This window comes from Streptomyces sp. MRC013 (assembly GCF_023614235.1).
GTDB lineage: Bacteria > Actinomycetota > Actinomycetes > Streptomycetales > Streptomycetaceae > Streptomyces.
On record NZ_CP094264.1, the window covers coordinates 2,548,000 to 2,563,098 of the forward strand.

The 15,099-nt window shown below is 75.1% G+C and carries 12 protein-coding genes and 5 pseudogenes; 8 read left to right on the plus strand and 9 right to left on the minus strand.

Annotated features, from left to right (window positions below; all coding sequences use genetic code 11):
* The first annotated feature begins 31 nt into the window (after nucleotides 1-31).
* The 6 genes and pseudogenes from LUW75_RS11710 to LUW75_RS11735 all read left to right on the plus strand — a co-directional run bounded on the left by LUW75_RS11710 (nucleotide 32) and on the right by LUW75_RS11735 (nucleotide 6,072).
* Nucleotides 32-1,135 carry a tetratricopeptide repeat protein gene (locus LUW75_RS11710; protein WP_250335563.1) on the plus strand — a complete coding sequence of 368 codons (1,104 nt, stop codon included), beginning with the start codon at nucleotides 32-34 and terminating at the stop codon, nucleotides 1,133-1,135.
* Nucleotides 1,132-2,262 carry a polyprenyl synthetase family protein gene (locus LUW75_RS11715; RefSeq protein ID WP_250335564.1) on the plus strand — a complete coding sequence of 377 codons (1,131 nt, stop codon included), beginning with the start codon at nucleotides 1,132-1,134 and terminating at the stop codon, nucleotides 2,260-2,262. Before LUW75_RS11710 ends, LUW75_RS11715 begins: the two co-directional genes overlap by 4 nt.
* Nucleotides 2,263-2,725: 463 nt before the next feature.
* Nucleotides 2,726-3,409 (plus strand): annotated as a pseudogene (locus LUW75_RS11720) (polyprenyl synthetase family protein); the annotation flags it as partial.
* Nucleotides 3,410-3,719: 310 nt separating this feature from the next.
* On the plus strand, nucleotides 3,720-4,619 hold the full coding sequence (locus tag LUW75_RS11725) for a UbiA family prenyltransferase (RefSeq protein ID WP_250335565.1): 900 nt from the start codon (nucleotides 3,720-3,722) through the stop codon (nucleotides 4,617-4,619).
* Between the two features lie 47 nt (nucleotides 4,620-4,666).
* Nucleotides 4,667-5,269 carry an ABC transporter ATP-binding protein gene (locus tag LUW75_RS11730; protein WP_250337632.1) on the plus strand — a complete coding sequence of 201 codons (603 nt, stop codon included), beginning with the start codon at nucleotides 4,667-4,669 and terminating at the stop codon, nucleotides 5,267-5,269.
* On the plus strand, nucleotides 5,266-6,072 hold the full coding sequence (locus LUW75_RS11735) for a hypothetical protein (RefSeq protein ID WP_250335566.1): 807 nt from the start codon (nucleotides 5,266-5,268) through the stop codon (nucleotides 6,070-6,072). The genes LUW75_RS11730 and LUW75_RS11735 overlap by 4 nt, the downstream gene beginning before the upstream one ends.
* A gap of 20 nt (nucleotides 6,073-6,092) precedes the next feature.
* Here LUW75_RS11735 and shc read toward each other — a convergent pair.
* The 8 genes and pseudogenes from shc to LUW75_RS11775 form a co-directional block, all read right to left on the minus strand.
* Nucleotides 6,093-8,115 (minus strand): annotated as a pseudogene (gene shc, locus LUW75_RS11740) (squalene--hopene cyclase).
* Between the two features lie 94 nt (nucleotides 8,116-8,209).
* Nucleotides 8,210-8,653: a helix-turn-helix domain-containing protein gene (locus LUW75_RS11745; RefSeq protein ID WP_250335567.1), complete on the minus strand. Its 444-nt coding sequence runs from the start codon at nucleotides 8,651-8,653 to the stop codon at nucleotides 8,210-8,212.
* Nucleotides 8,654-8,720: 67 nt separating this feature from the next.
* Nucleotides 8,721-9,149, minus strand: a pseudogene (locus tag LUW75_RS24640) (recombinase family protein); the annotation flags it as partial.
* On the minus strand, nucleotides 9,125-10,498 hold the full coding sequence (locus LUW75_RS11755) for an FAD-dependent oxidoreductase (RefSeq protein WP_250335568.1): 1,374 nt from the start codon (nucleotides 10,496-10,498) through the stop codon (nucleotides 9,125-9,127). The pseudogene LUW75_RS24640 and the gene LUW75_RS11755, both read right to left, overlap by 25 nt.
* Before the next feature lie 40 nt (nucleotides 10,499-10,538).
* The gene (locus tag LUW75_RS11760; RefSeq protein ID WP_349816465.1) at nucleotides 10,539-10,976 is read right to left on the minus strand and encodes a Tn3 family transposase; all 438 of its coding nucleotides are present in this window, start codon (nucleotides 10,974-10,976) and stop codon (nucleotides 10,539-10,541) included.
* A 102-nt stretch (nucleotides 10,977-11,078) separates the two neighbouring features.
* Nucleotides 11,079-11,393 carry a hypothetical protein gene (locus tag LUW75_RS11765; RefSeq protein ID WP_250337795.1) on the minus strand — a complete coding sequence of 105 codons (315 nt, stop codon included), beginning with the start codon at nucleotides 11,391-11,393 and terminating at the stop codon, nucleotides 11,079-11,081.
* A 38-nt stretch (nucleotides 11,394-11,431) separates the two neighbouring features.
* Nucleotides 11,432-11,710 (minus strand): annotated as a pseudogene (locus tag LUW75_RS11770) (DUF4158 domain-containing protein); the annotation flags it as partial.
* A gap of 311 nt (nucleotides 11,711-12,021) precedes the next feature.
* On the minus strand, nucleotides 12,022-12,465 hold the full coding sequence (locus LUW75_RS11775; RefSeq protein ID WP_250335570.1) for an archease: 444 nt from the start codon (nucleotides 12,463-12,465) through the stop codon (nucleotides 12,022-12,024).
* A gap of 739 nt (nucleotides 12,466-13,204) precedes the next feature.
* Between LUW75_RS11775 and LUW75_RS11780 the strand changes: the two genes are divergently transcribed.
* Nucleotides 13,205-13,570: a PH domain-containing protein gene (locus LUW75_RS11780; protein ID WP_250335571.1), complete on the plus strand. Its 366-nt coding sequence runs from the start codon at nucleotides 13,205-13,207 to the stop codon at nucleotides 13,568-13,570.
* Between the two features lie 120 nt (nucleotides 13,571-13,690).
* Nucleotides 13,691-14,101: a MerR family transcriptional regulator gene (locus tag LUW75_RS11785; protein WP_250335572.1), complete on the plus strand. Its 411-nt coding sequence runs from the start codon at nucleotides 13,691-13,693 to the stop codon at nucleotides 14,099-14,101.
* Nucleotides 14,102-14,689: 588 nt separating this feature from the next.
* Here LUW75_RS11785 and LUW75_RS24645 read toward each other — a convergent pair.
* Nucleotides 14,690-14,989: pseudogene (locus LUW75_RS24645) on the minus strand (VOC family protein); the annotation flags it as partial.
* Between the last annotated feature and the right edge of the window lie 110 nt (nucleotides 14,990-15,099).

Sequence of the window (15,099 nt, forward strand, 5' to 3'; positions counted from 1 at the left end):
CCGTCTTGACCGGTAAGAACTGGACGGCGGAATGGATGTGACTGTGCGTCGGATACCGGATACGGCAGGCCCCGCGGTGGGGGGCAAGGCGTTCGCCCCCGAGTATCAGGGAGCCCTGGGGTCGCTGTCGGTGAACTCGTCGCTGACCGAGGTCCTGGACCGCGGCGTCCGGGGGGTGCGGGACGCCGAGGCCGCCGGGGAGCGGCGGGAGGCGGCGCGGTGCGGGCTCGCGGTCGCGGAGGCGTACCGGCGGCTCGGACGCGTCGAGGACGCCGACCGGGCGTGGAAGGCCAGCTACCGGGCCGCGCGGGACGCCGGGGACGCGGGGGCCATGGCATGGGCCCTGTGGAGCGGCGGCACCCTCGCCCGGCAGCGCGGCGCCCTCGCCCTCGCGTACCGGCTGCTGCGCCTCGCCGCCGACATGGGCGAGCGCGGCGGGGACGTCGTCGTCCGCGGCTACTCCCTCGCGGGCCTCGCCGAGACCGGGCGGATACAGGGCGACTACCAGGCCGTCGGCGAGCTCCACGAGCAGCTCCTCGCCGAGGCCCGGCGGCGCGGAGAGGCCCGGCACACCGTGTGGGCGCTGGAGGGCATCGCCCAGATGCACCGCAACACCGGCTCGTACGACAGGGCGCTCGCCCTGTTCGAGGAGGCCGCCGAGACCGCCGAGCGGGCCGAGGACCGGCGCGGCTGGGCGTGGGCCCTGCGGGGGATCGCCGACGTGGTGTCCGTGCGGGACGGGGACGTGGAGCGGGCGCTGCGGCTGCTGTCGGAGGCCGAGGCGGTGTGCCGCGACATGAAGCTGTCCAGCGCCCTGTCGTACAACCACAAGATGCGCGGCAACGTCCTGTACCGGGCCGGCCGGTACGAGGAGGCGCGCGACACGTACGCGCGGGCGCTGGAGGGGTTCCGCGCCATGGACGAGCCGCGCGGCACCGCGCTGTCCCGGCTGGGCCTGGCCAAGTCCCGCGCCCGGCTGGGCCGCGACGCCGCCGAGACCGCCGCCGAGCTGGCGGAGCTGCGCGGCGTCCTGGACCGGATCGGGCTGCGGCACGCCCGCGACATGGTGGAGAAGGCCGCCGCCGAGCTGGGCGTGGGGCCGTTGCCCGCCGCCGGGGAGGGGACGGGGCGATGAGCGCGCTGCCGATCCCGGCGACGACGGCCGCGCCCGGGGCGGGCGCCCGGTCCGGCACCCCCGGCGCGGACCCGGCCCCCGGCGCGCACGCCGGCGCCGCCGCGCTCCTCCTGCGCTGCCGGGCCCTCGTGCGGCCCGCGCTCGCCGCAGCCGTCGGGCGGCTCCACCCGTGGACCGGGGAGATGGCCGCGTTCTGCCTCGGCTGGAGCGACGTGACCGGTACGCCCGCCCCCGGCGCGTCCGAGGGGAAGGGCGTCCGCCAGGCCCTCGCCGTGCTGGGCGCCGAGGCGGTCGGAGCGGACGGGCGGGTCGCCGTGGCGGGCGCCGTGGCCGTGGAACTGGTCCACGCGTTCTCGCTGCTCCACGACGACATCATGGACGGCGACACGGTGCGCCGGCAGCGCGAGACGGTGTGGAGGGCGTACGGCACCGGCCCGGCCGTCCTCGCCGGCGACGCCCTGTTCGCGCTCGCCGTGCAGTCCCTGGCCGAGGTGCCCGGCGCGCACACCGGCCCGGCCGTGCGGCGCCTGAGCGGGACGCTCACCGACCTGGTGCGCGGCCAGGCGGAGGACCTGTGCTTCGAGGACCGCCCCTGGACCGGCCCCGACGCGGTGCGGCCCGACGCGTACCGGGCGATGGCCGAGCACAAGACCGGCTCCCTCCTCGGTTGCGCGGCCGCCCTCGGGGCGCTGCTCGGCAGAGCGCCCGACACGACGGTCACCGCCCTGGACCGGGCCGGGCGGCACCTGGGTGTGGCGTTCCAGGCCGTCGACGACCTGCTGGGCGTCTGGGGCGACCCGGCGGTGACCGGCAAGCCCGTCCACGGCGACCTGCGCCGGCGGAAGAAGACGTACCCGGTCCTCGCGGCCCTCGCCGCCGACACCCCCGCCGCCCGCGAACTGGCCGCCCTGCTCGACGCGCCCGGCCCGGCCGGCGCCCTCGACGACCGCACCGCCGCCCGCGCCGCCTGCCTCGTCGAGCGGGCCGGCGGGCGCGACGCCGCCCTGGGCGAGGCGCGGCGGCAGCTGGCCGCCGCCCGCCGCTGCCTGCGCGGCGTGCCCCTCGCCCCCGGCGCCTCCCGCGACCTCGACGCGCTGCTGGCGTTCCTGCTGCACCGGACGGTGTGAGGGCCCCGCCCCCGTACGGCGCTCACCGCCCGGCGCCCGCCGTACGGTGCGGGCCGTCCGTCGGCGGGCGTGGGGGCATAGCGGAGCGTTCGGTAGTGAAACCACCCTGATCTGCGCTTCCGTACGCCCTGTCTGGGTTGTGGTGAATTTCTGCGATTCCGGGTTTGCTGGGAGGCGTCTGCTCGCGGGCGGACGGGGCAGACGCGCCGGTCCGGCCGCCGGAGGGCGCTTCCCGGCGCCGCCCACGCCACCCGTGAACGCCGTCGACTGCATGCGCCACGCCACCGGCTCGTGAGGGCGTACGAGCCAGCCGCCGATCCAGGGATGCGATTTTATGATTGCCGAAACGCTGACAGTCGGGTCCGACTTCTTCGCTCCCCGCGCGGCCATCGACGACCTGCTGCGCGAGTTCCTGACGGAGAAGGCGGACACCGCGTCGGTGCCCCGGCAGGCGGCGCTGGCCATGCTGTTGCGCGACTTCCTCGACGCCGGCAAGCGGATCCGTCCGCTGCTCTGCGTCGCCGGGTGGCGGGCGGCGGGCGGCGGGGAGGACCCCGGGCAGGCCGTCAGACTGGCCGCCTCCATCGAGCTGGCCCACGCCTGCGCCCTGATCCACGACGACATCATGGACGGCGCCAGCAGCCGCCGCGGACGGCCCACGGTCCACCGGCGGCTGGCCGACCACCACCACCTGCCGTCGACCGCGGAGCAGTTCGGCCTCGGCGGCGCCATCCTGGTGGGCGACCTCGCCCTCGTCTGGTCGGACGAACTCCTCCACACCACGCTCATGCCCGAGGCCCACCGGGTCGCCGTGCTGCGCTGCGTCGACCTGGCGCGCAGCGAGCTGATCGCCGGCCAGCACCTGGACCTCCTGACCACCGGCGACCTCGGGGTGGACGTCGAGACGACGCTGACCGTCGTCCGCTACAAGACGGCCAAGTACACGGTCGAGCGCCCCCTGCAGGTCGGGGCCGCCCTGGCCGGTGCCGACCAGCGGGTCATGGACGCGTGCACCGCCTACGGGGTGCCCCTCGGGGAGGCCTTCCAACTCCGGGACGACGTGCTCGGGGTGTTCGGGGACCCGGAGCGGATGGGCAAGTCGCACCTGGACGACCTGCGCGAGGGGAAGTGCACCAGTCTCGTCGCCCACGCCGTGCGCGCCGGCTCGCCCGCCCAGGCGGACCGGCTGCGGGAGCTGATCGGCGATCCGCTCCTGGGGGAGCGGGAGGCGGCCGAGGTCCGCGGCATCCTCACGGACACCGGGGCCCGGGCCGCGGTCGAGCGGATGATCGAGGAGCGGTACCAGCAGGCCCTGGCCGCCCTCGCCGCGGCGCCCTTCCCCCCGACGTCGTCCGCACGCTGGCGAACGTGGCGGAGGCGGCCGTGCGCCGGACGGCATGAGCACCGGGGAACGGTCGGACGGACGCCCACCCGGACAGGAAGCACGGAGCCGAGCGATGACGACGATGACGACGGGCACACGCGGGACGGTGTGGCGGACCGTCTGGCGCGAGATCCACCTGAGCTGGCTCTTCATCCGCTCCGACCGCTGGACCACGATCTTCCCGGCCACCTGCTTCGTCCTGGCGGCCGCCGTGCACACCCGGCTGTCCCCGGGGGAGACGGCGGTGGCCGTCGCCCTGGGCACGCTGTACTTCTGGCTCTTCGTCTACGAGCACACCCTGGCCAACCAGCTCGTCGGCGTCGAGGAGGACCGCGTCAACAAGCCCCTCCGGCCGCTGGTCTCCGGCCGGAGCAGCATCAGGGGCGCCCGGCTGCGCCTGATCGCCGTCCGGGTCGCCTTCCCCGTCTACGGCTACTGCCTGGGCGTGCTGGAGTGGGCCCTGCTGTGGCAGGTCCTCTCACTGCTCCAGCACGAGTGCGGGTGGGGGCGCCACTGGCTGGGCAGGAACCTCTACGCCGGGATCGGGGTCGTCGCCCAGCTCGCGGCCGCCTGGGAGATCGTCGCCCCCGTCACCCCGGACGCCTGGCGCTGGATCGCGACCCTGACGGTCACCGTCACCCTCCTCATGTCCGTCCAGGACCTCCGCGACATCACCGGCGACCGCGCGGTCGGCCGCTCCACCATGCCGCTGGTCTTCGGGGAGTGGAACACCCGGGTCTTCCTCTGCGCCGGCTTCGCCCTCGGCCCCCTCGCCATCCACCACTTCCTGATGGCGCCCGCCGGTCCGCACTGGTGGGTCCTCGCCACCGACGCCGTGCTGGGCGGACTGAGCCTGCTGCTGGCGTTCCGGGTGGTGCTGCGGCGCGGGCGGCGGAGCGACCAGCACACCTACCGCCTGGTGGAGCAGTGGTACACCCTCGCCCTCGCCGCTTCCCTCTACATCCTTCGCTGACCGGGAGGCGCGACGTGCGGACGGAGTCGACGCAGCAGCCGCCGCGGCTGCGGATCAGCGACGTGTGGAAGGCGTACGGCGGCAGGCAGGTCCTGCGCGGCGCCGGCCTCGACGTACCTCCCGGTGCCCTGGTCGGGATCGTCGGCGAGAACGGCGCGGGCAAGAGCACCCTGCTCCGGATCGCCGTGGGGCAGATGCGGCCCGACCGGGGGACGGTGGAGCGGAGCGGGGCGGTGGGGTACTGCCCGCAGCACGCCGTGCTGAACGACTCGTTCACCGTCGGACAGCACCTGCGGCTGTTCCAGGTGGCCTACCGGCTGCCGACGCTGGAGCGCGCCCACGAGCTGATGGACCTCCTCGCGTTCGCCGACTGCGGGCGGCGGCGGTCCGGGGAGCTCAGCGGAGGGACCCGCCAGAAGCTGAACCTGCTGCTCGCCCTGATGCACGACCCGCAGCTGCTGGTGCTGGACGAGCCGTACCAGGGCTTCGACTGGGACACCCACCAGCGCTTCTGGGCCCTGGCCACCCGCCTGCGCGACCAGGGCCGGTCGATCGTCGTGGTCTCGCACCTCCTGCACGACCTGCACCATTTCGACGCGGTGGGCCACCTGCGCGGGGGCCGCCTCGACATCGAGGAGCTCAGCCGATGAGGTTCCACCGGACGGCGTTCACCGAGATGCTGCGCTGCACCCTGCGGGGCCACCTCCGCAACCGGATGGCCGTGCTCCTGGCGGTCGCGTTCATCCCCGCCTGGATCGCCGTGGCGCGCCTGTGCGCCTCGGACCGGGCGGTGCGCTTCCCCCTGGACTCCGCCGGCACCGCCGTCCTCGCCCCGGCGAACCACGTCAGCCAGGTCGCCAACGCCCTCGCCGCGGTCACCCTGGTCACCGGGTTCATGATGTTCATGGAGACCTTCAAGGCCGGGGAGACGGACCGCCGGCTCCTGCTGGCCGGCTACCCCCGGCTCCCCATGCTGGCGGCGAAGGTCACCGCCGCGGCCCTGGTCGCCGCGGTCCTCGCCCTGTACACCACGGCCGTGCTGTGGGGCTCCCTGCCCGTGCGGCGGCCGGGCCTCCTGGCCCTCGCCGTCCTCGGCGCCGGCCTCGTGTACGGCGGCATCGGCCTCCTGCTCGGCGCGCTGGTGCGCGGTGAGCTGGAGGGGTTCTTCCTCGTCATCATGCTCAGCCTGGTCGACACCGGACTGCAGAACCCGGTCCTCAACGTCGTGGACCTGGCCGGGCTGACCGCCCTGCCGCTGTACGGCGCGAACCAGTCGGCGCTGACGGCGGCCTTCACCTCCCTCGCCCCGTGGCCCCAGGTCCTGCTCTCGCTCGCCTGGTCCGCCTCGACCGGCGCCCTGGCCCTGCTCGTCTTCCAGGTCCGCGGCCGCTCCCACCACGGGACCCGCCCGGCCCCGGCCGCCGGCGCCCCCCTGCCGGCGGCCTCCCGCTGACGGAGGCCGCCGGGCCCGGTCTACGGACGGGGCGGGGAGGTGTCCGGCGGGACCCCGTCGGACCCGGCCGCCACGGCCGCGTGGTCCCGGTGGTGGACGTAGCGGCCCAGCGCCGACAGGGGGAAGACGTGCCGGTAGTAGTCGTACCTGCAGGCCACGGCCCGGGGGACGAGCGTGCCGGTGAACTGCGGCTCCTCCCAGGTGCCCTGGTCCGTCTGCCGCTCGGTCAGCCAGCGCACCCCGTCGCGGACCGCGGCGCTGTCGCGCTCCCCCGCGGCCAGCAGGGCGAGCAGGGCCCAGGCGGTCTGCGAGGGGAGGGACGGACCGCGGCCGGCGCGCTCCGGATCGGCGTACGACTCCCACTCCTCGCCCCAGCCGCCGTCCGGGTTCCGCACCGACGTCAGCCAGGCGACGGCCCGCCGGACGGAGGAGTGGTGGGCGGGGATCCCGGCGGCGAGGAGTGCCGGGACGACGCAGCCGGTCCCGTAGACGTGGTTCACCCCCAGCGCCCGTACCAGGCTCCGCTCTCCTCCTGCTGGTCGAGGAGCCAGCGGACGGCCCGCCGGGTGCGGGGATGGTGCTGCATCCCGAGGGCGGCCAGCATCTCCACCGCGTGGGCGGTGACGTCGGCGGTGGGCGGGTCGACGCAGTACTCGCCGAAGTCGAAGAAGGGGAGCCTGCCGGGCAGGGTGCTGGTGTTGTCGGCGTCGAACGCCCCCCACCCGCCGTTCCGGCTCTGCATGCCGAGGATCCACCGCGTCGCCCTGCCCACCGCCGCGTCGACCCGCGCCCGGTCGGGGTGGGCGACGCGGCGCAGTGCGAGGACCGCCTCGGCGGTGTCGTCGTTGTCGGGGTAGCTGCGGTTGTGGAATTGGAAGGCCCAGCCGCCGGGGGCGAGCCGGGGGCGCCGCACGGCCCAGTCGCCGGGCCGCTCGGCCTGCCGGGTGAGCAGCCAGTCGGCGGCCCCGACCAGCGCGGGGTGGTCGGCGTCCAGACCGGCGTCGAGCAGTGCGGTGAGGGACAGGCAGGTGTCCCAGACCGGGCTGTGGACGGTCTGCAGCTCCCGTACGCCCTCCTCGGGCCAGACGGCGCAGTCCTCCAGGAAACCCCAGGCGGCCTTGAGCGCCGGGTGGTCCTGCGGGTAGCCGCACAGGTGCAGGGCGAGGACCACCCAGGTGGTCATCGGGGTGCACGCGCCCCAGCTGCCGTCCGTCTCCTGGCGTTCGAGGAGCCAGCGGACGCAGGCGTTCGTCGCGGCCCTGCGCAGCGGAGGGGGCAGACCCTGCGGCCGGCGCGCACCGCGGCGTTCAACCGCCGGAAGGCGCCCTCCCAACCGCCGGCCGGGGCCGGCGCGCGCCCGGGGGCGCCGGACGGGGCGAAGAGCTCGTCGATGCCGAAGGGGGCGGGCCGTACGGGCCGGTGCGCGCTGATGACGGCGAGGGCCACGAGCGCCGGGCGCATGACGGCGCTGAAGGAGTAGACGTTCAGGGGCGCCCACGCCGGCAGGGAGATGATCTCCGGGGGGATCTCGGGGAGGTCGTCCCAGCTCCACCAGCCGAACATGGCCAGCCACACGCGGGCCGTCAGCTGGGCGGCCGCGACGCCGCCCCGTTCGCGCACCCACGCCGCGCACCGGAGCATGTGCTCCTCGTCCGGGCGGTCCCCGGCGAGCCGGAGCGCCACGTACGCCTGGACGGTGGTCCCCAGGTGGCCGGCGCCGCCGAAGACGAGGGGCCAGGAACCGTCCGCGCTCTGCCGCGACCTGATCCACCGGCCGCTCGCCGCGGCCACCCGCTCGTCCGGGACGCCCAGCAGCTGCCGCAGGAACAGGTCGTGGGCGTCGTAGCTCACATCGGTGTGGAAGGGGCCCTTCCACCACCCCTCGGCGTGCTGGCAGGCCAGCAGGTGGTCCGCGGCCCGCAGCACCGCGCGCCGGGCCGCCTCCTCCGTCTCGTCGGCCGGGGGGCGGGCGAAGCTCACGCCGCGGCCCTCCGCCGGAAGCGGACTCTCCGATCGTGACGCGCCGTCGGCTGTCGTCGTCATGGTCTTCCTGCACCCTCCGGTGGTCCGGAACCGTGTACGCCGCACCGGCCGCCGCCCACGCCGGGGGCCGCCGGGGGGCCGCCGGGCGGCGCGGTCACACCGCGCTACGACGGCTTCCAGGGCGAAGGTCACAAAGTAACCCGCAAGCCGCGACAGGATGCTTCCCGCGCGGGAAAACCACCCGTCCGGCCCACACGGCCCTGGAGTCCTGGCTCAGACACCGGGGAGCAAATAACCCGCCGGTAGCTTTCAGGGCTTCGCGGCCGCGGTCTTCTTGGGCTGGCGGGGGCACGGTCTTCGTCTTGTCGAGGCGGCCGTACACCGTCGACCGGGGCACGCCGAACATGTCGGCGACCTGCTGGACGGTCTTCTCCCGTTCGCCATGGAGCCGTTGGGCGAGCGCGGCCTGGTCCGCGGTGAGCTTCGGTGGGCGCCCGCCGACCCGGCCGCGAGCACGAGCAGCGGCGAGTTCGTCGTTGGTGTTCGCCACGATCAGCTCGCGCTGGAGCCCGGCGAGCACGGACAGCATCCCGAACATCGCCCGGCCCCTCCGTCGTGGCGGTGTCGATGTCTTGCTCGATGACATGCAGCCCGACCCTGCGCTCGCGCAAGTCGGCACCGAGGGTCACCAGGTGCAGCACGGACCGGGAGAGCCGGTCGAGCCGGGTGACCTTCAGCGTGTCGCCCCCGCGCAGCAGCCGGAGGACGAGATCGAGCTTCGGCCGGGACGCCTTCGCGCCGCTCGCCTCGTCGACGTGGATGTTGTCGCGGTCGACGCCGGCCCGCAACAGGGCGTCGATCTGACGATCGGGGTTCTGGTCAGCGGTCGAGACCCGCGCGCAGCCGACGGGCACGGGTCGGAATCCATCGGGCAGACCGTACACCGACGTTGATTTTCGGCACGAGGTGCCGACACTGCCCACCTGTGGGTTCGTGGTCACCGGGGCGAGTGTCGACAGACGGTCGTTTGCCGACACCCGGCGTCGAAGGTGAGGTACCAGGCAAGCGCTCAGCCTGGGATGAGTGCGTCCCACTGATCGCGGGTCGGGCCGTCGTGCGTTGGCGCGAAGTCTGGGTGGGCGGCCAGCCAGTCGGTAACGGCTCGGTTCACTTCGTCGGTGCCGTAGGCGTCGTCGGCCGGTTGCAGGAGGTGGCGTACCTGGGCACGGGCTCGCATGACGACGGGATCGTCAAAGGCGCAGGCGGTCAGCGCAGCAGCCCGTCGATCCGAGGGTGGCGAACTCTCTCCGAGACGTTGCTCGTTGGCGCGGTCGGCCGTCACCTGTGCGTCGAACAACGGGCGGAGGGCCTGTGTCGTCCAGGCGTGGTAGCCGATGGGGTCCGCGGCGATCTGGTCGACATGGGCGGCGAGGTGCTGGGCGGCGCGCAGGCCGACGGCCACGCCATGGCCCGAGGTGGGGTTGGTGTGGATCAGGCTGTCCCCGGCGTTGACCAGGCCGGTGACGATGGGTCCGTCATCGTCGGCGAGGGCGGTCCAGCGGTTGTCCAGGCCGGCCATCGCCAGGACGGCGAACTGTGGTTCGGGGGCCAGGTCGAGCCAGGCGGCGGTGGCGGGGAAGAGACGGGCGACGGCCTCGAACACGGCGGGGTCGGTGAGCGCGCCGCGGGTCGGATCACTCGTGGAGAGCACCAGGTGCGCCGCGAAGACGTCGTTGTCGGACGGAAAGACGCCGGCGAGGGCGAACGGTGCGGCCGAGCCGGTCTTCACCCGTCCGGGATCACGCGGGCCGTCGGCGCGCAGGCGGTACCAGCGGCACAGATAAGCGATCCCGGTGCGGTGGCTGTCGATCACGGGCGGGCGGCAGCCGGCCGCGGTCAACCAGGAGGGGACCGGCGAGCGGCGGCCGGCCGCGTCGACGACGAGGTCCGCCTGGTGCATTTCCGCGCCCACCCGTACGCCGGTGACCCGGGGAGGGCGGCTCCCCTCGAAGGTGAGGGCGCGCACCCGGCAGCCTTGCCGCACCTCGACGGTGGGTTCCCGCCGCACCGCCGCGGTCAGGGCGGCCTCCAGCACGATGCGGCGGGTGCGCAGGGTCACCAGGTCCTCGTCGCCGGCCCGGTGCGGCGGACGCTCATCGAACCAGTCGAAGTCGTGGTATTCCCGGACTCCGCGTGCCAGCAGGTCCGTATAGACATCGGGGGTCTCGGTGCGCAACACGGTGCGGACGGGCGCGAGGAACGAGTGGGGATGGTTGGCCTGCGGGACTCGGGGCCTGTCCCAGTGGAAGAAGTCCCGGTTCAGGTCGTCTCCGGCCTGCCGTGCAGCCTGCTCGAACAACGTGACCGTATGGCCCCGTCGGCCGAGCATGAGCGCCGTCCCCAGCCCGCTGATTCCCCCACCGGTCACCGCAACCCGCGCCACCGATCTCCCCTTCGCGCCGTGTTGCGGAATGAGCCTACTACTAGACGATCTTCAGTTCGAAAACAGCGTCGTCCGTCGCGGTGCGGGGGCGGGGCATGGCGGCGGCCGGTGCCAGGTCGAGCCGCTTGCCCGTGTCCGGGCGGAGGGTGCCGTACGGGTTGGCGTCGGACCAGAACAAAGCGGTCAGCCCACACCGATCCTCGTCGGTGAGCTTCTTTGCCCATGCCGGTTCGGCCAGCACCTGCTGGAGCAGCACGGTGTTGACGTGCACGAGTGCGGACTGCAGCAGGTGCAGCGCGAGCATCGACGTCTCGGCGTGCTCCTTGTCGGGGCCGGTCAGGGCACCGTCCTTGCCGGGGCCGGTCAGGGCACCGTCCTTGCCGTAGTGCAGCACGGTGTTCGCGCTGTTCCAGTTCTCCACGACGTGGAGCCCGCTGTGGATCTCGCGGCGCAGGCCGCTCGGCGGTGTCCCGGAAATCCGAGGGGTACGTCTTGATCGCCCGCGCCCGCCAGGCGGCCAGCAGCTTCTCCGAGCAGCCTGCGAACAGCCCGTCGGGCAGAGCGAGTCTGCGCACGTCGTTCAGCTTGGTGATCTCCGTCGGCAGGGAGTCCAGGCCGACCGCGCCCGGGTCGTGCTTGAGCGCGGCCAGCAACGCAGTGCCGGCCTCGTTGTCCTCCCCGACCAGCCCAGCAGCCCGGCCGTGCCCGCGTCGCCCAGGCGCTCGATGGTCCGGGTGCGGAGCGCCTTCTCCCACCGGCCCCGCGCGGCGACCAGAACCTTCTCGATCCTGGTCCGGCCCGGAGGCTCGGTCTTCCTCTCCCGGCACTCGACCAGCAGGGCCTCGTGCTGCCGGTCCTCCACCAGTTCGACCGGGCACACCTCGCTGGCCAGCACTCCGTCAGCTGTTCCTCGTCCGCGAGGGTCGCCGGGCGGAAGCCCAGTGCCTCGCGGATTTGCTTACGGTGCCGCCTCGCGCCCGCCAGGTCGTACTCCGCAAGCTCGGCCGCCGGCGCCTTCACCAGTTCGGCGACATGCTCCACCGCGGGCTGCGGGAACTCCTCGACGAAATCCGGGAACCGGGCCTCGATCTCGAAGGACTTGAGCATCAGGCAGAAGCCGAGCCGGGTCGGGCCAGACCTGTTCGCCGCCACGTCCCAGTCACCGTCCACCAGCGTCCAGCACGTCTTCCGACGACCACTCTTGTCGCGCACCCGCCCCTTCGCCGTCGCCTCTCCGGGCGTTCACCCGGTCGGCTCGACGAGGTGCCCGGCGTCGGGAAACGGCGGATCTGAACCGCTGAAAGCCACCGGCACTCGCTCCCCGGCGTCTGGGCCGGGGCTCCGGGGCCCACACGGGGGCGCGGGGGCGCGGTGCCCCCTTTCCGTCGGCCGCCCGGCTCGTACGGGGGCGCGGCGCGCCGTTCCCACCACCCGCCCGGCCCGTACGAGGGGCGCGGCGGACCCGGGACGCGCCCGGGGCTCCGGGAGGGGGCGGTGCGGGCGGCCCCGGGGGCTCCCGCGCCTCACACGTCCACCACCACCGCGCACGACCACCCGTACGCGTCCGGGCCCATCCGCAGTCCGCGCCACGCCGCGTCCCCGGGCACGGCCCCGGTGACCGGGAGGCGGGCGAGGCGGACGACCGCGAGGCGTACGTCCAGCTCCCCGCCGGCCGACTCCACCTCCACGTCGACGGGCACCTCGCCGTGCGCGTCCAGCCGGTGGACCACCTCGTCGAGCAGGTCCGCGAGGAGGTCGTCGTCGCTCCCCTCCTCGAACCGCAGCCGCCGCGCCGCGTCCGCGTGCGCCGCCGACACGTCGGCGAAGCACTCCACCAACCCGAGCACGGCCTCCCCGAGGCACTGCTCCCGGTTCGCGCCCCACGCCTCCACCCGCACGTCGCCGCCGTGCGCCACGGTCCGGTGCCCGCCCTCTCCGCGCCGCCGCACCGGCGCCTCACCGTCCACGGCGCTCCTCCCCACCGGTGCGCGCCGACCGGGATGCCGCTCGCGACGGCCCTCGGCCCGACGGCCCGGCGCGCCTCCTCGGTGCCGGGCTCGTCGGGCGGGACGCACGGCTCCGGGAGGGCGTACGGGCGGAGGGCGTACCGGTGCGCCCCGCCGCCGGACGGCGGGCGCGGGACTCCCCGGCCGCACCGGCGGGGTCCGTCGACGGGTTCGGCGCCGCCGCCGGGAGGCCGCCCGGGGGCCGTCCCGCCGATGTGCGGGCCGCTGCCGGCGGCCGCCCGGTGGGCGAAGGCGCCCGTCGGCGCGTCCGGGCCCCCGCGGAGGAGCGCCGGTCCGTCCGTGCCGTCCGGGGCACCGGACCAGGTGGCGGCGGCTCGTTCCCGCCCTCCGGGGCGTGGCGGCGCGGGGCGGACGCGTGGTCGTCGGAAGCGGAACTCTTCGGGTCGGTACCGGCCATGCGCCCCGCAGTACCCCTGTGGCACGCCCCCATGCGCGGGACGCCCCGCACCCGCGGCCGACGGGTGCGCCGCGCACCGCCGCGCGCCCTCGCGCACCACCGCGCGCGGGCCACCGCCGTGAGGTCGGGGCCCGTACCGCTCTCCCCGCCCCGTCCCGCCGTACCCCAAGCGCCGGGCGGTGCCGCACCGTTCCGTGCGCCGGAGCGCCGTTCCGTATCCCGAAGCGCCGGGCGGCGCCGGTACAGTGCGACGATCGCACGAATCCATCCACGGGGGCTCCCATGGCACTGTTCGGCAACGCCCACACCGTCGACCCGGCGAACGCGCAGCAGGAGTACGCGCGGCTCCTCGGCCCCGGCGAGCAGGTGCACGCCGCGTTCCTGCTGATCCGCGACACGATCCTGTTCACCGACCGCCGCCTGATCCTCGTCGACAAGCAGGGGATCACGGGCAAGAAGGTCGAGTACCACTCGATCCCCTACCGCAGCATCACCCACTTCGCGGTGGAGACCGCGGGCACCTTCGACCTCGACGCCGAGCTGAAGATCTGGATCTCCGGCAGCCCGGTACCGGTCCAGAAGACGTTCACCAAGGGCGTCGACATCTACGAGGTGCAGGCGATCCTTACGCAGTTCGTGGCACGGTGACGGCGGCGCGCCGCCGCCGTCGCGGCCGGCGCGCACCCCGTACGTAAGCTGGGCCGATCCAGCGTGGGCGCCCGGGCACGCGGGCGCGCGCGGACGGCGACGAGGCAGGCGGGCGCGGTGATGGCGGACGACCAGCGGTGGCAGATGCGGATCGGCGAGGTGGCCGAGCGGACCGGCCTGTCGCTGCGGGCGATCCGCCACTACGAGGACGCGGGGATCGCCGCCCCCTCCGCCCGCACCAAGGGCGGTTTCCGCCTGTACACCGCGACCGACGTGGAGCGGCTCCTGCTCGTGGCCCGGATGGGGTCGCTGGGCTTCACCGTGGACGAGGTGCGCGGCCTGCTGGAGCTCACCGACCGGCTGGCCGCGCCGGACGCCCCGCCGCCCGGGGAGGAACGGGAGCGGCTGCGGACCCGCCTCGCCGCGTACCGGGCGGCCGTCGAGGCGCGGTGCGAGACGCTGCGCCTGCGGCTGCGCGGGGCCGAGGAGCTCTCCGCGTTCCTGCGCGGCCGCCTGGACCCGGTCGGCTGACCCCGCGGGCGTCGTCCCGCGGGGGCGCCCGCCACACGCCCCGCGGGCGCCCGCCTCCCGCCCCGGGGCCGGGGTCAGGCCCCGGCGGCCGTCCGCGGCGGTCGGTCCTCCGCGCCCGCGGCACCGACCAGCGAGAACACCGCGCCCTGCGGGTCCACGAGCACCGCGAACCGGCCGAACGGGCCCTCCGCCGGCCCGGAGACCACCTTTGCCCCCGTGGGTCGTGGCCCGCCCGACCGCCGCGTCGACGTCGTCGACGGCGAAGTACACGCCGACGAACGGCGGCGTCTCCGGCGGGAAGCCCTCGCCCATCCGCCTCCGGCCCAGCACCGGCTCCTCCCCGACCCGGAAGACCGCGAGGTCCGGGTCCGGGTCGGGGCCCGCCGGCCGCCCCACCGTGAACGGGAAGACCGCGCAGAAGAACGCCTCGGTCCTCGCCGTGTCCCGCGTGTTGACCTCGGCCCACCGGTACGCGCCGGGCACGTCCCGCGCCTCGAAGGCCGGGTGGGCGCCCGGCTGCCGGACGCCGAAGACCACCCCGTCCGGGCCGTGGGCGAGCAGGGCCGGTCCGGATCCCCCGGGCGCCGCCGGCCCCGCGGCGACCCGGCCGCCGTTCTCCCGCACCCTGCGCGCGACGGCCCCCACGTCGGGCGACGCGAAGTGGAGGCACCAGGCGGACTGCCGCGCCTCGCCGCACCGGCCCGGGACGGGCGGGACGACGGCGGCGACCGCCCTGCCCCCGGCGTACGCCCGCACGTGGCCGCCGTGCTCCGTGACCTCCTCGCGGAAGGTCCAGCCCAGTACCCCGCCGTAGAAGTCCCTGGCGCCCTCCAGGTCGGTGAACATCGCGTCCGCCCAGACGGGCGTGCCCTCGGGTGGTCCGGCCATGACGATCCCCTCGCGGCCCGCGAGCCGCTTCCTCGGTGTGGTGGGCCACGCTATCCACCGCACCCGCGCGAGGCGGCGCACGACGCGGCGCCGGGGCGGCGGGAGGCGGC